The sequence below is a fragment of the Kitasatospora sp. NPDC048194 genome, from assembly GCF_043202455.1.
GTDB lineage: Bacteria > Actinomycetota > Actinomycetes > Streptomycetales > Streptomycetaceae > Kitasatospora.
This window is the reverse complement of record NZ_JBIDAK010000004.1, coordinates 277,345-291,435: the sequence shown is the minus strand read 5'-3', so window position 1 is coordinate 291,435 and position 14,091 is coordinate 277,345. Positions and strand designations below refer to the sequence as shown.

Genomic DNA, 14,091 nt, shown 5'->3' with positions numbered 1-14,091 from the left:
GCCCGACCACTGTTTCGGACAAAGCCCGGCGGTTACTGTCGGTGCCCGTACGCCGCAGATAGAGTGACGGGGCCGCAGCGCACACCGAGGGGCACGGGGCCCCGGTCGGCAGGAGCGCGCGGTGGAGGATCACGCGTGTGATCACAGCACCCCCGCTGATGGCCGAGGTGTTCCAGGTGAAGCCCTACACGCGCCACTGCGAGGTCATCCACGACGAGGGCGCGCACGCCGTCATCGGTGTCTCGCCCGGCAACAGCTACTTCTCCGCCCGGCGGCTGCACGAGCTCGCCGCCTGGAGCCTGGACCACTACGACCGGGTCGACTTCGTCTACACCGACCTCCACGTGGCCGAGATGTACGAGGCGTGCGGGTACGGTCCCGACGACGCCCGCAGGAAGGCGGCGAAGAACCTGCGGAGCGTGCGGGCCAAGGTCCGTGACGCCGTGACGGCGGCGGACCCGGGGCAGACGCGGCTGCGCTGGCGGCCCATGTCCGAGTTCCGGGCCAACACCGCCTACCAGGAGATCCACCGGCAGCTGACACGCCGCCTGGAGACGGACGCCGACCTCCGCAGGGCCTGCGACGACCTGGTGAACCGGTTCCTGGCCGCACGGGGACAGGAACCCACCGAGCGGCAGCGCGCGGTGTGCCTGGAGTACGTGTGCGCCGAGGCACCGCTGTTCCTCGACACCCCCGCGATCGTCGACGTGCCGTCGTCGCTCAACTGCTACCACCAACTCCTGCCGCTCGCAGAACTCCTGTACGCCCGGGGCGCCGGCCTGCGGGCCTCCCGCAACCAGGGCCACGCCATCGTCACCCCCGCCGAAGGAGCCCGCGCATGAGCACGACCACCACGACCGCGCCCCCGGCCGTCGGCAGCCACGACCTGCTCGACTTCCCGTTCTCCCGGGACGGCAGCCGGCTCCCCGCCGAACTGGCGCAGCTGCGCGCGGCCACGCCGGTACGGCGGGTGCGCACGATCGCCGGGGACGAGGCCTGGCTGGTGTCCTCGTACCGGCTGTGCCGGCAGGTCCTGACGGACGAACGGTTCTCGCTGAAGGACACCTCGGCACCGGGCGTTCCCCGCCAGTACGCGCTGACGATCCCGCCCGAGGTCGTCAACAACATGGGCAACATCACCGGCGCAGGGTTGCGCAGGGCGGTGATGAAGGCGCTGAACCCCAAGGCGCCCGGACTGGTGCGGTGGCTGCGCCAGGAGGCGGAGCGGCTCGTCGACCGGCTCGTCGAGGACGGCCCCACGGCCGACCTGCGCGGAGCGTTCTGCGAGCCGTACTCCGCGGGCCTGCACTGCCGCATCCTCGGCATTCCGCAGACCGAGGGCGGCGCGTTCCTGCGCAGCCTGGACATCGCGTTCATGAACTCGGCCTGCCCCGTCGCCGGCGCGAAGATCAACTGGGACCGCGACATCGCCCGCATGGCCGTGCTGTTGGACGACCCCGCCACCACCGGGCTGATGGCGGAACTCGCGGCCCTGCGCGACGACCCGGACTACGCGCACCTGACCGACGAGATGCTGGCCACCGTCGGGGTCACCATGTTCGGCGCCGGCACCGTCTCCACCTCCGGCTTCCTCACCATGGCCCTGGTCCACCTGCTCACCAACCGCGACGCCTGGGACCTGTTGCGGGACCGCCGCGATCTGCTCGACGCGGGTGTGGAGGAGCTGCTGCGGGTGAACCTGTCCATCGGCGACGCCCTGCCCCGGCTCGCACTCGCCGACGTGCGGCTCGGAGACGTCGACGTCGCACGGGGAGAGCTGGTCCTGGTGCTGGTCGAGGGCGCGAACTTCGACCCGGAGGCCTTCCCCGACCCTCACCGCTTCGACCCGGAGCGCACCAACGCCGCCGACCACCTCTCCTTCGGCGGCGGCTCCCACTACTGCCCCGCCACCGCACACGGGCGCGTCCACGCCCGGATCGCTCTGGAGGTCCTGCTGGAGCGGCTTCCGGATCTCGAGCTCGCCGTCCCCGTCGAGCAACTCGTCTGGCGCACGGGCTTCATGAAGCGGATTCCCGAGCGGCTTCCAGCGATGTGGTAGCCGGCTCAGCAGGCCCGGCACGGCACCGGAGGGCGAGCGGGTCCGCCACCGACCTCGGTGGCGGACCCGCTCGCCGACAGGTCGGCGTCCGGGCCGGGAGGTGCTGGGCCGGGAGGTGCTGGGCCGGACCCCGTGCGTCACCCGGCGCGGGAAGGCAGGCGTCCGCCGGCCTCGAGTCGGGCGAGGCGGTCGTGCTCCCGGTCGGCCCACCGGCGCACCCGGTCCGGGTCGAGCGCGGTGCCGTGGCCGACATGGAGGGCGACGGGGTCGAGGGCGAGCACCCGGCGGAGACTGGCGAGGTTCTGCCGCGGGTCGTCGTGGAAGGGCGGGTTGGCGGGCTTGCCGGGGACGAGGCCCATGAAGGAGCCGGCGACCAGGTCGCCGGCGACGAGGTCACCGGCGTCGGTGAGGACGGACACCGATCCGGCGGTGTGGCCGGGGGTGGGCATGATGCGCGCCCCGACCCCGAAGTCCTCCAGGCTCGTCTCGCCGCGGATGAGCACGGCCGGTTCGACCGGCTCCGCCTGGACGTGGAGCTTGCGGTTGCGGGCCATGAGGCGGCCCATCGGGCCGGTGGGCAGGTACGGTTCGCGGACCCGCCCGGAGCGGTACGGTCCGAGGTCGGCGACGTGGCCGGCGACGGGTGCGCCGGTGAGCCGGTGCAGTTCGGCGGCGGAGCCGAAGTGGTCGATGTGGCCGTGGGTGATGACGATCAACGAGACGTCGGCGGGGTCGACGCCGTGCGCGACGACCTGGGCGAGGATCTTCCGGCCGCTGCCCGGGGTCCCGGCGTCGACGATGACGGGCCGTCGGCCGAGCAGCAGGTAGGCGTTGATGTTGTGCCGGCCCATGACCGGGATCGGGACGACCTTCGTGCGGGACATGGCTCTCCTCCGGAGCTCGTCGGTCGATGTCGTGTGTGCGGGCATGGCGAAGCTCGGCCGGGGCGGCGCGCCCCGGCCGGTGGGCGGGGTGGGTCAGAAGCGGCGGCGGTACTCGGCCGGGGTGGTGCCGAGCCGTCGGCGGAAGACGCGGTGCAAGGTCTCCACGGAGCCGAGACCGCTGGCGGCGGCGACCTCGGGCAGGCTTCGGCTGCCGTCCTCCAGCAGCCGTCGGGCGGCCTCCAACCTGGCCGCCTCCACGTAGGCGGCCGGTGTCGTGGAGGTGCGCCGCTGGAACAGCCGGGCGAGGTGGCGCGCGCTCAGGTGCGCCCGAGCGGCGAGGGCTTCGAGCGAGAGGTCGTGGGTGAGGTGCTCGGCGATCCACCGGCGCAGCTCGTCGATCCGGTCGTCCTCGGAGCTCTGGACGGACAGGGGGGCCCCTGAACTGGCTCTGCCCGCCGTGGCGTTTGACGTACATCACCATCATCCGGGCGGTGGCGAGCGCGAGGTCCTGGCCGTGGTCCTCGGCGACCATGGCCAGCGCCATGTCCATCCCGGAGGTGACGCCGGCGCAGGTCCACACCTGCCCGTCCCGGACGAAGATCGGATCCGGGTCGACCCGGACCCCGGGGTGTTCGGCGGCCAGCCGGGCCGCGGTGAGCCAGTGCGTGGTGGCCGGCCGTCCGTCGAGCAGCCCGGCGGCGGCCAGCAGGTGCGCACCGGCACAGACCGACCCGATCCGCCGGGCCAGGGGCGCCGCGCGACGCAGCCAGCGGGTGACCTCCTGGTCGATCACCGGCTCGACGGCGTCCCCGACGATCTCGATCGCCCCCGAGACCAGCAGGGTGTCGACCGGGCCGGCCACGTCGTCGAGGGTCAGGTCGGCCATCAGCCGAACGCCGCTGGAGGTGACCACCGGGCCGCCGTCGGCCGTCGCGATCTGCACGAGGTAGCCCGGCCGCTCGGCCCCGGCGACCCGGGAGGCGACGGAGAAGACCTCGGCCGGCCCGGTGACGTCCAGCAGCTCGATGCCGGGGAAGGCGGCGATCACGACGCGGTGCGGTGGGGGCATGCCCTGATCATTCCGCCCGGCCGGGCATGGCCGCAATGACCAGGATCTGTCACATCAGGCCATCGAGGAAGGACTGACCGGACCGGGCAGCGCCCGGGCTCCTGCTGGGCTGGACTCGCGGGCTGGGCTGGACTCGTGGGCTCGACCGGGCGCGGCCCGGGCGAATCGTGACCCTTGGCACTCGAATGGCACTCGAACCTGGGCCGGAGTCACCGGACCGGTCGGGGCTCGGCCCGTGGGTGGCCCGAGTCCGGCCAGGGGGACCGGTGAAGCCGTCTGGCACGTCGGGCATACGACCGGTCTGAACTCGCCCGGCCGGGGTAAGCGCGCCCTGGACAGGCGGCCGGGCGCACGCGTTCCGGCCGGCGGAGGAGGAGCGCAGAGGGAGAGGAGGTGACCGCTGTGTCGAGCACGCAGGCGCACGGGGCCGGGTCCGCCTCGAGCGTGGACCGACCGGGCCGGCAGTCGGTGGGTGAGCTGGTCCAGCTGGCCTCGCACCAGCTGACCGAGCTGGTGCGGGGCGAACTCCACCTGGCGCAGCAGGAGATGAAGGAGAAGGGCCGGCGCTACGGCAAGGGCGGAGGCCTGTTCGGAGGCGCCGGGCTGGTCGGTTTCCTGATGGCGCAGGCGCTGGTCGCCACCGTGATCGCCGCGCTGGCGGTGACGCTGCCGGTGTGGGCGGCCGGGCTGATCGTCACGGCGGTGCTGGGGGTCATCACCGCAGTGCTGGCCGTGAGTGGAAAGAGACAGATCGACAGGGCCGGCCCGGCCGTGCCCGAGCGGACCGTCGAGAACGTGAAGGCCGACCTGGCCGAGATCAAGGAGAGGGCACACCGATGACCCAGCCGCCTCACGACGAACCCATCGCCGCCAGCCCCGAGGAACTGCGCGAGCAGGTCGAGCGGACCCGGGCCGAGCTCGGGGAGACGATCCAGGCGTTCGCGGCGAAGACCGATGTCAGGGCGCGCGCCCACGAGAAGGCCGCCGAGGTCAGGGAGCAGGCCGCCGCGAAGGCCGGCGAGGTGAAGGAGCAGGCCGCTCTCAAGGCGGGGGAACTGAAGGCGAAGGCCACCGACCTGGCCCACCAGGTGCAGGACCGGCTGCCCGACCCGGTGAAGGAGAAGGCCGCTCAGGCCGCCGGGCAGGTCCGGGCCAAGGCCGCCGAGGTCGGTCACCTGTGGGAGGAGAAGGCACCCGAGCCGGTGCGGGAGGGGACCGCCCGGGGCGCGTCGCTGACGCGGGCCAATGGCACGGTGCTGGTGGTAGCAGCGGGCGTGGCCGCCGTGGTGTGGCTGGCCTGCCGTCGCCGGAAGGGGTGAGCCGCGGCCCGCGCTCACCCGGGTGACGTCGGCCGGGGCCGCCCGAGGGGGCGGTCCCGGCCGGAGCGCTGGGTGCGGTCAGCTGGTCGGAATCAGGACGGTGTCGACGATGTAGACGGTGGCGTTGGCGGTCCGGACGTTGCCGCAGAGCACCTTGGCCGTGTCGTTGACGGTGAAGTCGGGGCTGGTGCCGGTGACGGTGAGGTCGCCGGTCCCGAGGGTCCTGTGCGCGCCGGTGAGGGCGGTGGGCGCGAGGCGCTGGGGGACGACGTGGTAGGTGAGGATCTTGGTGAGCTTGTCCTTGTCGGCGAGGACGGCGGCGAGGTCCTTCTTCGGGATCCTGGCGAAGGCGTCGTTGGTGGGCGCGAAGACGGTGATGTTCTGCGCGGAGTTGAGGGTGTCGACGAGGCCGGCCTGCTTGACGGCGGTCACCAGGGTGGACAGCAGCGGGTTGTTGGAGGCGGCGGTGGCGACCGGGTCCTTGGCCATGCCCGTGAAGGAGCCGGCGCCGTCCTTGGGCACGGCGGCGCAGGCGGTGCCGAACGGCTGGTCGCTCATCCCGGCGCCGGCGCCGGAAGCCGCGCCGTCATCGGCGGACATTGCGGTCGCGGTGGCGGCGGGGGCGGGGGCGGGGGCCTTGGACGAGGACGACGTCGCGGAGCCGCCGCTGCTGCAAGCGCCGAGGCTGACCGCGAGCGCGGTGGCGGCGAGCAGCGCGGCGAGGGTGTTGCGGCGGCGGGTGGTGACGGACATGGAAGGGATCTCCTTGTGAGGTGGGCCGGCCGCCCTCGTGGGCGGGCGGTGCCGGGCGGTGCCCGGTGGGACGGGTGGCTGAAGGGTTCTCAGGTGACCGTGACGACGGTGCTGTGCCAGCCGGTGGCGCCCGCCGGGTAGGGGGCGGCCCGGTTCGCGGTCTGGACACTGCCGGTGGCGTCGGTGGCGCGGGCCTCGATCCGGTGGGTGCCGGGAGTCGCTCCGGTCCAGGTGCAGGACCACTGGCGCCAGAGGTCCGCTCCGGCGTCGGCGGCGAGCAGCGCCTCCTGCCAGGAGCCGTCGTCGATGCGGACCTCGACGGCGGCGACGCCGCGGTGGGTCGCCCAGGCGGTGCCGGCGATGGTGACGTCCCCGGCGGGGACGCGGGCGAACGGCGCCGGCACCTCGATGCGCGAGGCGGTGCGGACCGTTCCGGTGCGGTCCCAACCGCGGCGTACCCAGTACGGGTCGTAGGCGGCGAAGGTGGTGACGTTCAGGTCGACGAGCCACTTGGTGGCGGAGGTGTAGCCGTAGAAACCCGGGATGACGCTGCGGCAGGGGAAGCCGTGGGCGACGGGCAGGGCCTCGCCGTTCATCGCGACGGCGAGCAGCGCGCGGCGTCCGTCGAGCACGGATTCCAGGGGCGTGCCGATGGTCATGCCGTCCTGGGACCGTCCGACCAACTGGTCCGCGCCGGGGCGCACGCCGGCCCGGAGCAGCAGGGCGGGAAGGGAGGCGCCGAGCCAGCGGGTGGTGCCGACGTAGGGGCCGCCCACCTCGTTGGACACGCAGGACAACGTGTGGTCCAGCTCCTCCAGCTGTTCGCGCAGCAACTCGTCGAAGGTGATGAGCAGGGGGCGGTCGACCATGCCGCGGATGTGCAGCGCCCATCGACGAGGGTCGATGCGGGGCAGCGTCAGCGCCGTGTCGACGCGGTAGAAGTCCGCGGTGGAGGTGACGAACGGGGACAGGCCCGGCACGTTCGGGTGGACCGTGGTGGGCAGCGGCGGTAGCGGCGCGGCGGCCGGGGGAATGTGGACGGCGGTCCGGGCGGCGCCGGTGCCGTCGCGGTGGTCGGACAGGCTGCGGCCCCCGACACCGGCGAGGGCCCCGACGGCGATCGTCCCGCCGGTGGCGGCCAGGACGGCCCGTCGGCTGGTGACCACCGGACCGGCGGTCTGATCCTTGTTGCGCCCGTCCTGCTCCGGTGCTTCACCGGGTGCGGTCGGACGCGTCGCCGCGGTCCTGTCGGTGGCTCGCAGGATGCGGGCGAGGACGTGTGCGGTGAGGGCGCCTGCCAGGCCCGCGACGAGGGCGGGGGCGGCGTCCGCGGTGTCGGCGGCGGGGCGTGAGAGGGCGGCCCAGGTGCCGAGGAGGCCGAAGGCCGCGAAGACCCCCGCGCCGAGGAGCGGCCGGCGTGCTGCGAGCACGCCGGCGAGGGCGGCGAGCAGGGCCGTCGTCAGGTGGATCCCGCCGAGCAGCACCGCTTTGTCATCGGTGCCGAAGGTCCGAACGGCGTACTCCTTGAGCGCAGTGGGCGTCAGGTCGATGGCCGCGGAGCCGACCGCGATGACCGGCGCGGTGTCCGGACCGGTGACGGCGGCGACCAGCTCCCCGGCACCCAGTGCGGCGGCGGCTGCCGCCCAGCCGGTCGCGGCGGCCGTGCCGGCCCGTACAAGCCGATCGAGTCGGGGGCCGCGACGTCCGGGGGACTGGGCTGCATCGTTGCTCACATCCCGCATTCGGCACACCCGCGGTCCCGGATGGGTGGCGGTTCGGCAGGCGTCGATCCGCCCCGCGAAGACCGCTGCGGACGGGCACCGGGGGATCGCGGCCCTGCCCGGGGGATCACGGTCCGGTCCGGCGGAACACGGTCCGGTCCGACGGAACACGGCCCGGTCCGACGGATCGCGTCACGACCCCCTCACGTCGGGGCCACGGCTCGGTCCGTGGGGCGGGGCGGCCCGCGATCGAACCGGCAGACCAATCCAGCTCCCCGCGCGCTTCGAACAAGACGTGTCAGTCAGTTCCGTCCACCTCGCCGGGGCACCGCTCCGGCCATGGCCCTGGAGGCCTGTGATGTCCGCCGTCCGCCCGCTGGGCTCCTCGCCCGCCCGCCGCACCGCAGGCGCGGCGGGATGAGCGCCGTCGTCCACCTGCCCGGCCCGGGGCGGCCGGGCTCTGTTCTGAAGGACCTCCTCACCCAGGTGGCCCGTGGTGACCAGGACGCCTTCTCCCGGCTCTACGACGCCATCGCGGCGCCGGTGCTTGGTCTGGTACGCCGGGTCGTGCGGGATCCGGCGCAGTCCGAGGAGGTCGCGCAGGAGGTCATGCTGGAGGTGTGGCGCACCGCCGCGCGCTACCGGGCCGACCAGGGCGAGGTGATGCCCTGGGTGCTGACCATCGCCCACCGCCGCGCGGTGGACCGCGTGCGCTCCGCTCAGGCCGCCGCCGACCGCGACCAGCGCGCGGCCGCGGCGTCCCACACCCCGGCGTTCGACGACGTCGCCGAACAGGTGGAAGGCCGGCTCGAGCGCGAACAGGTTCGCCGGTGCATGAAGACGCTCACCGACCTCCAACGCGAGGCGTTGACACTGGCCTACTACCGCGGCTACACCTACCCGCAGGTCGCCGAGGTCCTCGGTGCACCGCTGGGCACGATCAAGACCCGGATGCGCGACGCACTGATCCGTCTGCGCGACTGCCTGGGGGTGGGAGCATGAGCACCGCCGACCTGCACACCCTGACCGGCGCGTACGCCGCGCACGCCCTCGACCCCGACGAGAGCGCCGAGTTCGAGCACCACCTGGCCAGGTGCGCGGCCTGCGCCCAGGAGGTCACGGAGTTCGCCGCGACCCTCGCACGGCTCGGCGGGGCCCAGGCAGTGCTCCCGCCGCCGGACCTCAAGGCCCGGGTGATGGCCGCGCTGCCCACGCTGCGCCAGGACGCGCCGCGCACCGCACCCGTCCAGGGGCGCCGTGGCGGCCGGCTCGCCAAGGGCTGGGCGAAACTCGCCCTCGCGGCCTGCCTGGCACTCGCCGCCGGCGCCGGCGGCATCGCCGTGCAGCAGCACCAGCAGGCCGAGCAGGCCCGGGCCCGCGCCGCCGCGCTCCAGCAGCAGCAGGAGCGCTTGGCCGGCCTGCTCACCGCACCCGACGCCCGCACCGCCACCGCGGCCGCCCAGGGCGGGAACGGACTGGGCACCGTGGTGTGGTCGCACAGCCGCGGCCAGGTCGGATTCCTGGCCTCCGGCATGCCCGCACCCGCCGCCGGCACCACCTACGAACTGTGGTTCGACGACGCCGGAACGATGCGCCCGGCCGGACTGCTGCCCACCGGCGACGGCAGCCTGCTGCTCACCGGAGCGCTGGACGGTGCGAGCGGCATCGGCGTGACCGTCGAACCGGCGGGCGGCTCCGCGCACCCCACCACGGCGCCGCTCATGCTGCTGCCCATCACCTGAGCCGGCCGGCCGGAGCCGCCGGCTCAGCCACCGGGGGCCGGCGGCAGCTCGAACCCGACCTCGGCGCCGCCCGAGGGGGCCCCGGTCGCGAAGACGGTGCCGTGGTCGGCGGCGACCAGGTCGTCGACGATGGCCAGACCCAGCCCCGAGCCCGGCGTGGACTGGGTCCCGGCCGCGCGGTAGAAGCGCTGGAACACGGCCTGGCGGTCGCCCGGGGCGATGCCCGGCCCGTGGTCGCGCACGGCCAGCCGGGTGCCGGTCACCAGGATCTCCACCGGCGTGCCCTCCGGGCTGAACTTGACGGCGTTGCCGACCAGGTTGTCCACGCAGCGCTGCACCGCGCGCGGGCGGGCCAGCACCGGCACCGGCCCGTCGGCGGTGACGGCGATGTCTCGGCCGGTGCGGCGGCGGAAGCGGCGGGCGCTGTCCTCGGCGGCAGTCGGCAGCTCGACCGGCTCCCGGTCCTCCGCGGTCCACTGGGCGGTGGCCAACTCGACCAGTTCCCGCACCAGTTCGTCGAGCGCCACGCTCTCGGTGACCAGCGTGCCGAGGATCTGCTCCTCGTCCGCCGGGTCGAGCCGCCCGCGCGCCCGCTGGAGGAGTTCGGCGCAGCCGCGCACCGAGGTCAGCGGGGTGCGCAGCTCGTGGCTGGCGTCCTGCACCAGGCGCTGCTGCTGCTCCCGGGAGCGGCGCAGGGCGCCGACCATCGCCTCGAAGGCCCGGGTGAGGCGCCCGACCTCGTCCCGTCCGGCGGCGGGCAGCGGCGTCGCCAGGTCGCGGGTGGTGGTGATGTGCTCGGCGGCGTGGGCCAGCCGCCGCACCGGGCGCAGGATGCGGCCGAGGACGAGCCAGCTGAGCAGGGCGGAACCGGCGGCCGCGGCGAGGCTGGTCCAGGTGATCCGGAGCAGGAAGGCCTCGTCGACGGCGGCCGCCCCGGCGTAGGTCTGCCCGACCGTCACCGCGCCGCGCCCGTCGGGTAGGGCCCTGGTGAGCAGGCCGTACGGGGTGCCGTCGACCTCAGCGTCCTCCTGGTGGGAGCCCTGCCCGGTGCGGGCCACCTCCCGGGCCCGGTCCGAGACCGGCAGCGCCGCCGCGCCCGGGGTGAGCGGGCGGGCGGTGCCGTCGGGGGCCAGCAGCTGTTCCACGGTGTCGGGCCGGGCGGCCGGGACGCGGTCGAGGTCCAGGGCGCTGAGGACGGTGTCGGCCCGGTCCGCCAGACTGCGGTCCAGCTGGTCGGCGACCAGGGTGCTGACGCCGCGGTAGGCGGCGACGACCGGCACGGCGATCGCCAGCAGGACGGAGGCGAGGACCACGAGGCCGATCCTGGCGCGCAGCATCAGGCGGTCCGGGCGGTGTAGCCGACGTTGCGCACGGTGTGGATCAACCGGGACGCGCCGTGTTCCTCGGTCTTGCGGCGCAGGTAGCCGATGTACACGTCGAGCGAGCGCGAGTCGGTGTCGAAGTCGTAGCCCCAGATCCGCTCATAGATCTGGTGCCGGGTCAGCACGGTGCCCTGGTTGCGCAACAGCAGTTCGAGCAGGTCGAACTCGGTCTTGGTGAGGTCGAGCGGCCGGCCTCCGCGCCGGGCCCGGCGGGCGGAGGGGTCCAGGGCCAGGTCGTCCAGGCCGAGTTCGGCGCCCTCGGTGCCGCCGGGCGGCTCGGTGCGGCGCAGCAGGGCGCGTATCCGGGCCAGCAGCTCCTCGGTGGCGAAGGGCTTGGCGAGGTAGTCGTCGGCGCCCGCGTCCAGCCCGGCGACCCGGTCGCCGAGCTGGTGGCGGGCGGTGAGGACCAGGACGGGCAGCCGGTCGCCGCGCCGGCGCAGCATCCGGCACAGGGCCAGGCCGTCCAGCCGGGGCATGACCACGTCGACCACCGCGAGGTCGGGGCGCCGGTGTTCCAGGAGTTCCAGGGCCTCCTGGCCGTCGGCGGTGGTGAGCACCCGGTAGCCCTCGAAGCGGAGCAGGTGGTCGAGGGTGTTGCGGACGCCGGGGTCGTCCTCGACGACCAGGACGGTGCGCCGGGCGGCGGTGAGATCTGTCATGGGGTCATCTTCGCTGCGAGCTGGTGGGGTGCGGCCGGGCGGGGGTGGTTCGTCGGCGGACCGGCCGTACGGGGGGCGCCCTGGGACCGGCCGTCCGGGGAACGGCTGCCCGGGGACGGCCGGGGAAGGGCTGTTCCCCGGACGGCCGTCCGGCGGGGTCAGCGCGGGACCGGGACGACCGGCACCGGCGGGACCCGGTTCACGCAGGAGGTGTCGCCGACATCGCCGGTGCGGATGAAGTGACTGGAGATCCCCACCGCGCAGCCGGTGGACTCCATCTCCGGCAGGTGTCCGCTGTTGGGCACCGAGACGAACGAGCTCCGCTTGAACTGGGCCGCTGACAGGCGGGAGTTGGCCTCGGGGGTGTTGGTGTCGAGGTCCCCGGAGAGCACCAGGACGGGGACGTCGGGCAGGTGCTCGAGGTCGGTCGGCTGCGGGCGGGCGGTGCCCCGGCGCGGCCAGTTCAGGCAGTTGTCCCCGCCGTCGGTCTGGCCCGCGGCCCACCCCTGGGCGCTGAACGCCCCGAAGTCGGCCGGGTCGGCGGCGGCCAGCGCGGCGCGGTACTGGCGGCGGCGCTCGGCCACCGGGGCGTCCGGGTCCCAGGTGCGGGTGTAGTCGTTGCAGGTGACGGCCAGGAACGAGGCCTGGTCCTCGGTGCCGGTGCTCTCGATCTCGCTGCGCACCAAGGCGGTGAGCGGTCCCTCGTTGCCCGCGGCCAGCGCGTGCAGGGCGGCGGGCAGCGCGCCGAGCAGGCCGGGCCCACCGGGGTGGAGACCGATGCCGCGGGTGGCCGGCTCGTACATCAGGTTCGCGAGCTTGTCCTCGGTGAAGAGCACGGTGCGCCGCTCGCCGCCGACGGCCGCGGTGACCCTGAGCGGGCGGTTGCGCAGCCGCTCGGTGACGGCGGCGAGGTCGTGCACCGCGGTGTCCGCGTCGCAGGAGCCGCTGCGCTCGCAGATCCGGCGCAGCGTCAGGGAGACCTGCTGGGCGCCGGGCCGGGCCAGGGAGTCGAAGGCGACGGGGTAGGCTCCGGAGAGCACCATCTTCTCGACGCGCTCCGGATGGCGGTCGGCGTAGACCGGCATCAGGTAGGTGCCGTACGAGAGGCCGTACAGGACCAGCCTCGGAACGCCGAGGCGCTCGCGGGCGGCGTCGATGTCGTCGGCGGTGGCCGCGCTGGTGTAGGCGCGGGCGCGCGGGCCGAGTTCCTCGGCGCAGTCGGCGACGGCCTCGCGCTGTTCGGCCCGCGGGGCCCAGCGGTAGTCCCTCTCGGTGACGTCACAGGGCAGCCGACCGGAGCGACCGGTACCGCGCGGGTCCAGCAGCAGCAGGTCGTAGTCGTCCAGGACACCCTCGAGTGCGCCCGCCACCTGCTCGGCGCGGTCGATCAAGGTCTCGCCGGGGCCGCCCGGATTGAGCGCCACCGTGCCCAGGGCCGGGCCGGGGCGGCTGTGGCGCACCACCGCGTAGCTGACGCCGATGGTGCCCAGGCCCGGCTCGTCGGCGACCTGCGGGCGGCGCATCGTGGCGCAGTCCACCCGGTACCCGGGCACGGTCGGGCACCAGGCGGGGCGGCCCTCGACGCCGGCAGGGGCGGCCTGGGCGGGGGAGACGGCGGTGAGCGGGAGCACCGCCGTGAGGACGGCCAGAGAGGCGGCGGCCAGGCCGATCCGACGGCCCCGCCCCGACGCGGTGCCGTCGGGACGGGCGGTGGTGGTCGCGGTGGTCATGGTCGAGGTCGTCATCGCTGGGCCTTCTTCCCTGTGCGCTGCGGGCGTTGTGGGAACGACCTTGCCGGGGGTCCGTCAGGCGTTCGGCAGAGCGATGACAAAGGCGTGTAAGAACGTCCACGAGCGGCGGCGGTCCCGGCGGCGGACCGTGCCGGGGGCACCGGGTTCGCGGACAACCTGCCGGGTGCCTCCGGGACTCCGGGCAGCCGCGGCAGCCGGGTTGGAGGTGGGCGGACGCTGTGGGACAGGGCCGCTTCGAGTGATCTCGCAGGGGCCCTCGGCACGTCGACGGACAACGGCCCGCTCGTTCGGTACTCCTGGTCGGGCCGAGTCCGCGGGCGATCCGTACCCGCCGGTACCACCGCAGTGACGAACACAACGAGACCTGCGCAGCGCCGGCAGGTCGGACCCAGCCCCGCTCACACAACCGCCCGGCACCGGCTCTCCCGGGGCTGGACGGACCACGACCGCTCCAGCCGCCGGCCCCGCGGGAGACGACGGCCTGGCGATGACGACAGGCTCGCCGCGCCCGAGGCAGCTCGTACGCAGCTCCGCTGCGATCCACGGGCGTCTCCGATTCCGCCCGACCGCCGTCCCACTTCGCAGGTCAGCGGCGTGAGACAGGACAGCGCCCGGTGAGACGCCCTGAAGCGTGCGATGGAGGCCAAAGGGGCGTCCTAGGGTGATGAACCGGTGAGGACGACCGGTGTCGTGTCTTTCCGCTTTCCTACGAACTCGAGGGGGACTCATCAACATCTCCGGTCGAACTGCAC

The 14,091-nt window shown here is 74.3% G+C and carries 12 protein-coding genes and 1 pseudogene; 6 read left to right on the top strand and 7 right to left on the bottom strand.

Features of this window, described 5'->3' with window-relative positions; genetic code table 11:
* The first annotated feature begins 137 nt into the window (after positions 1 to 137).
* Entirely contained in the window at positions 138 to 842 is a 705-nt protein-coding gene (locus ACGF07_RS08290; protein WP_392896568.1) for a tRNA-dependent cyclodipeptide synthase, read from the top strand.
* Positions 839 to 2,059, top strand: a complete 1,221-nt coding sequence (locus ACGF07_RS08285) for a cytochrome P450 (RefSeq protein ID WP_392896566.1) — start codon at positions 839 to 841, stop codon at positions 2,057 to 2,059. The genes ACGF07_RS08290 and ACGF07_RS08285 overlap by 4 nt, the downstream gene beginning before the upstream one ends.
* A 137-nt stretch (positions 2,060 to 2,196) precedes the next feature.
* Here the strand turns inward: ACGF07_RS08285 and ACGF07_RS08280 are convergent, their stop codons facing one another.
* Positions 2,197 to 2,943 (bottom strand): MBL fold metallo-hydrolase, encoded by a 747-nt coding sequence (locus tag ACGF07_RS08280; RefSeq protein WP_392896563.1) that lies wholly within the window; start codon positions 2,941 to 2,943, stop codon positions 2,197 to 2,199.
* 93 nt (positions 2,944 to 3,036) lie between these two features.
* A pseudogene (locus tag ACGF07_RS08275) lies at positions 3,037 to 4,012 on the bottom strand (GlxA family transcriptional regulator).
* A 468-nt stretch (positions 4,013 to 4,480) separates the two neighbouring features.
* On the opposite strand from ACGF07_RS08275, the gene ACGF07_RS08270 reads away from it, so the two are divergent.
* Both ACGF07_RS08270 and ACGF07_RS08265 read left to right on the top strand, forming a co-directional pair.
* The gene (locus ACGF07_RS08270; protein WP_392896671.1) at positions 4,481 to 4,852 is read left to right on the top strand and encodes a phage holin family protein; all 372 of its coding nucleotides are present in this window, start codon (positions 4,481 to 4,483) and stop codon (positions 4,850 to 4,852) included.
* Positions 4,849 to 5,331, top strand: a complete 483-nt coding sequence (locus tag ACGF07_RS08265) for a DUF3618 domain-containing protein (protein ID WP_350750117.1) — start codon at positions 4,849 to 4,851, stop codon at positions 5,329 to 5,331. Before ACGF07_RS08270 ends, ACGF07_RS08265 begins: the two co-directional genes overlap by 4 nt.
* A gap of 78 nt (positions 5,332 to 5,409) precedes the next feature.
* On the opposite strand, the gene ACGF07_RS08260 is transcribed toward ACGF07_RS08265, so the two are convergent.
* Together ACGF07_RS08260 and ACGF07_RS08255 are read right to left on the bottom strand one after the other, a co-directional pair.
* On the bottom strand, positions 5,410 to 6,084 hold the full coding sequence (locus ACGF07_RS08260) for a fasciclin domain-containing protein (RefSeq protein ID WP_392896561.1): 675 nt from the start codon (positions 6,082 to 6,084) through the stop codon (positions 5,410 to 5,412).
* Between the two features lie 89 nt (positions 6,085 to 6,173).
* Positions 6,174 to 7,817, bottom strand: a complete 1,644-nt coding sequence (locus ACGF07_RS08255; protein WP_392896559.1) for a molybdopterin-dependent oxidoreductase — start codon at positions 7,815 to 7,817, stop codon at positions 6,174 to 6,176.
* Between the two features lie 405 nt (positions 7,818 to 8,222).
* Between ACGF07_RS08255 and sigK the strand changes: the two genes are divergently transcribed.
* On the top strand, positions 8,223 to 8,807 hold the full coding sequence (sigK, locus tag ACGF07_RS08250) for an ECF RNA polymerase sigma factor SigK (RefSeq protein ID WP_392896556.1): 585 nt from the start codon (positions 8,223 to 8,225) through the stop codon (positions 8,805 to 8,807).
* Positions 8,804 to 9,547, top strand: a complete 744-nt coding sequence (locus ACGF07_RS08245; protein ID WP_392896553.1) for an anti-sigma factor domain-containing protein — start codon at positions 8,804 to 8,806, stop codon at positions 9,545 to 9,547. The genes sigK and ACGF07_RS08245 overlap by 4 nt, the downstream gene beginning before the upstream one ends.
* A gap of 23 nt (positions 9,548 to 9,570) precedes the next feature.
* Here ACGF07_RS08245 and ACGF07_RS08240 read toward each other — a convergent pair whose 3' ends face one another.
* The 3 genes from ACGF07_RS08240 to ACGF07_RS08230 all read right to left on the bottom strand — a co-directional run bounded on the left by ACGF07_RS08240 (position 9,571) and on the right by ACGF07_RS08230 (position 13,333).
* On the bottom strand, positions 9,571 to 10,884 hold the full coding sequence (locus tag ACGF07_RS08240) for a sensor histidine kinase (protein WP_392896550.1): 1,314 nt from the start codon (positions 10,882 to 10,884) through the stop codon (positions 9,571 to 9,573).
* Positions 10,884 to 11,588: a response regulator transcription factor gene (locus ACGF07_RS08235; RefSeq protein WP_392896547.1), complete on the bottom strand. Its 705-nt coding sequence runs from the start codon at positions 11,586 to 11,588 to the stop codon at positions 10,884 to 10,886. Before ACGF07_RS08235 ends, ACGF07_RS08240 begins: the two co-directional genes overlap by 1 nt.
* Before the next feature lie 158 nt (positions 11,589 to 11,746).
* Positions 11,747 to 13,333 carry an alpha/beta fold hydrolase gene (locus ACGF07_RS08230; RefSeq protein WP_392896545.1) on the bottom strand — a complete coding sequence of 529 codons (1,587 nt, stop codon included), beginning with the start codon at positions 13,331 to 13,333 and terminating at the stop codon, positions 11,747 to 11,749.
* Between the last annotated feature and the right edge of the window lie 758 nt (positions 13,334 to 14,091).